Source organism: Bartonella sp. AD328YNZD (assembly GCF_042196425.1).
This window is the reverse complement of sequence record NZ_JBHIQG010000285.1, coordinates 1-3,111: the sequence shown is the minus strand read 5'-3', so window position 1 is coordinate 3,111 and position 3,111 is coordinate 1. Positions and strand designations below refer to the sequence as shown.

The following is a 3,111-nucleotide window of genomic DNA, read 5'->3' as shown; positions in this document are numbered from 1 at the left end:
ATAGCGAAAAACCAAGGAATGAGTAAAATCGCCCAAAATACAGGGCTATCAAGAGAGTCTCTTTATCGTTCTTTAAGCGATAAAGGTGATCCACGCCTTTCTACTTTTCTTAGTGTTTTGAGTGCTTTAGATTTGCAAATGAGTTTAACACCTATTCAAAAGAATTGTAAGGAGCAGAAAGCTTTAGAAGAAGCATCTTAACCACCTCCCCACCTTTGAAGTGGGAAAGGGGCATATATTTTACTTAAGCAACTTTTCTAATAGGGTTCTCTAAATTTGGTTCGTAAGCTTTCAACAAAGAATCCATGCTATGTGGCAGTTCGGAAGCTCCAAAATCTGTTAGAACTGTTAAGATTTTAAGCATACTTGGAACCTCATTCTGAAGTTTTAAAATCAAAACCTTTTCTATTACACTCATAGTATCAACCAGAGCAGTACAATCTTTATCGCTCATATTCTCACGTCTAGAAAATTGAGATAATGCCATCCACAAATTACATAAAAAGTCGACACTGGTATTCATTGCACACCTCCATGAATTTGCTCTCTTAAGCATGCTAATCCTCTGGAGGTAATTTTTGTTGAAGGGAGCACCTTCTCTGTACCATCTGGTCTTTGAATGGTGATAGCAGGGCAGTCCATGAATCCTTTCTTGATTTTATCCTGATAAGGTAACAGAGGCGCCCCTGGAGCCCGTCGATAGACCCAATCATGTTTACGCAAGTAATCCGTTAAATCCTTTGGTCGTACCTCCAACATCTTTGCTGCTTCGATAAGACCAAACAAACCATCAGAACGCTTTAGACCTTCCAAAGCTTCAGCTTTTGGAGCTAATTCTGCAATAACATGATCTTTCTGCTCAATTTGACTTTGTAAGTGATTCAAAACACCAAGTAATGCTTCGGGTTTGGAATAGTCAACTTGTGGTGTTGTTATTTGTCTTTCCAATTCTTGCCAACGGTCAATGATTTTAGCACGTAAAGCAGTACTGTAACCAGATACGAGAATTAAACATTCACGCTTAGGTAAGTTATAACAAGGGCGGCTTTCACCTTTTGCATCAACGTAAGTACCGATAAAATCAACCAATCCAAATTTGGAGCCGTTAAGTTCTTCAAGCATTTTCTTGATATCACGCATAATATGTGCGTGCTGCTTTTTACACAAATCAGCAATTTCACGACTAGACATAGTCCGAGTGGTAGCACTATTAGCAGTGCTTTCTTTAGTTTCTATGAGATTGTTCATAAAGAACTCCTTGCTACTTAGAGGTTTCTTATTGACACTCTACAAGAGTGTCGGGTGTTAAGAAACACGGTAGCAAGTCCGCCGTTATGCTTTTCCCAAAAGGGTATTTTATAGCGTAACTACACCCGACAAAGTCATTATATGCGTGTAACATACAATGAGTCAAAGCTTTTTAATGTGCGGAAAACTGATTATTTCGACAATCAATCCGCTTGCTATCAAGGTGTTTCTTAGGCACCTGATTCGATTATTCATATTGTCGCAATATTGTCAAGTGGCAATGTAATGTTTTTATAAAAGTAATCAGCTAAATCCTTTGGTCGTACCTCTAACATCTTTGCTGCTTCGATAAGACCAAACAGACCATCAGAACGTTTTAGACCCTCAAGTGCCTCTGCTTTTGGTGCTAATTCTGCAATAACATGATCTTTCTGCTCAATTTGACTTTGTAAGTGATTCAAAACACCAAGTAATGCTTCGGGTTTGGAATAGTCAACTTGTGGTGTTGCTACTTGTTTCAAAAGCCGTTCACATTTGATAAAGTATTGACGCGCTTCATGTCCTTTATCATTACGCTCTATCATGGAAAGGTGTTTAGCCATGTCTAAGGTAATGTGGTATTCTATGCTTGGGCGCCCACCTTTTTCTAAATTTTTAGAAAAACCTATAAAGTCTATATTTTCTCGAAAATTACATTCTTTAATGCGATTTTTAATCCAGTCTGCAAACTTTGATGTAATCTCCAAAAATGCGTGCAAATCACGCGCATTGACGGTTTGAACAGTTTCTTGATCAATAACCTGTTCTAATATTGGAATAAGAGTGTTCATGTGAACTCCTTGTGGGTTAGACGTTTGTTAATGACACTCGAAAAGAGTGCCGGGTGCTAACAAACACGGCCACAAGCCCGTCGCTATGCTTTTCCCATAAGGGTATTTTATGGCATAGCTACACCCGACAAGCCATTTATATGCTACAGCATACAATGAGTCAAAGTCTTTAATGCGCGGAGAAGAGATTGTGTCGGCAATCTACCCGCTTGTGGATTCAAGGTGTTTGTTAGGCACCTGATTCAATTATTCATATTGTCGCCACATTGTCAAGCAGTTTTCGATATTTTTTGCATTTTTGCTAATTGATGCCTTCCTCATCCATATGGATAACGCCTTCGCCTTCATCACATGCGTTAGGTGGGGCGTTTGGGTCAAGGGTATCGTCCTTGTCTGGTGTGGTGTTTGCAACGTTTCCAGCTGTGTCTTCTTGGGCTTCATCAAAAAGTTCGCACTCTATTTTTGTGGTGTAACCACCCGTTTTATCAAGTTTGTGTTTAACGCTTTTGATGCGCCATTCTGCTGGAATATAGGGGCGGAAAGGGGGCTCCTGAACAAGCTTTGCTTCTGCTTGTACAAACGGATCACCTCCGATATCACATGAGAAAGAAGATTTCCCACGAGATGATTTATTGCGATAAGCCGCAATGGCTGCAACAGCTTCTGATTGATTGTGGTAGGTATATTTGAGTTCATGAAACGGTGCTTTACCAACTTTGACTTCTTTTTTTTCACCAGTGCGAATATCATGATAGCTTGCGATAACACCGCCTTTTTTCTCTTCTTCTTGCTCTTGATTTTCAGGTGTTTTGGCTTCCGTCTCTGCTTTAGGCAAATTGGGGGCGTCATTTTCGTCCATATGGATAACATCTTCGCCTTCTTCAATTTCCTCTGGCTCTCGTGCATCAGCGGCGGCTTTTTGATCATCTCCTGCCTCTGTTGCTAAGCCGTTTGCTGCTCCTGCTTCATCACGCGCACTGTATTTAAAATCCCAAGAGGTACAGAGTTTTTCATGGATAATAACAACGGGGAG

Annotated in this window: 4 protein-coding genes and 1 pseudogene; 1 reads left to right on the top strand and 4 read right to left on the bottom strand. The window is 40.2% G+C overall.

Annotation, left to right across the window (positions count from 1 at the left end):
* On the top strand, positions 1-201 hold a 201-nt coding region (locus ACFIO3_RS10695; protein WP_375704440.1), incomplete at its 5' end, for an addiction module antidote protein.
* A 43-nt stretch (positions 202-244) separates the two neighbouring features.
* Here ACFIO3_RS10695 and ACFIO3_RS10690 read toward each other — a convergent pair.
* From ACFIO3_RS10690 to ACFIO3_RS10675, 4 genes and pseudogenes are all read right to left on the bottom strand, one after another.
* The gene (locus ACFIO3_RS10690) at positions 245-523 is read right to left on the bottom strand and encodes a hypothetical protein (protein ID WP_375615274.1); all 279 of its coding nucleotides are present in this window, start codon (positions 521-523) and stop codon (positions 245-247) included.
* Positions 520-1,248: a phage antirepressor KilAC domain-containing protein gene (locus ACFIO3_RS10685; protein ID WP_375614650.1), complete on the bottom strand. Its 729-nt coding sequence runs from the start codon at positions 1,246-1,248 to the stop codon at positions 520-522. Before ACFIO3_RS10685 ends, ACFIO3_RS10690 begins: the two co-directional genes overlap by 4 nt.
* A gap of 251 nt (positions 1,249-1,499) precedes the next feature.
* Entirely contained in the window at positions 1,500-2,078 is a 579-nt protein-coding gene (locus ACFIO3_RS10680) for an antA/AntB antirepressor family protein (protein WP_375704439.1), read from the bottom strand.
* A gap of 301 nt (positions 2,079-2,379) precedes the next feature.
* Positions 2,380-3,111 (bottom strand): annotated as a pseudogene (locus tag ACFIO3_RS10675) (late control protein); the annotation flags it as partial.

What these genes read in the sequence shown, in the direction of transcription:
- ACFIO3_RS10685 (WP_375614650.1), bottom strand. Translation starts at nt 1,248, where the DNA reads ATGAACAATCTCATAGAAACTAAAGAAAGCACTGCTAATAGTGCTACC.
- ACFIO3_RS10680 (WP_375704439.1), bottom strand. Translation starts at nt 2,078, where the DNA reads ATGAACACTCTTATTCCAATATTAGAACAGGTTATTGATCAAGAAACT.
- ACFIO3_RS10690 (WP_375615274.1), bottom strand. Translation starts at nt 523, where the DNA reads ATGAATACCAGTGTCGACTTTTTATGTAATTTGTGGATGGCATTATCT.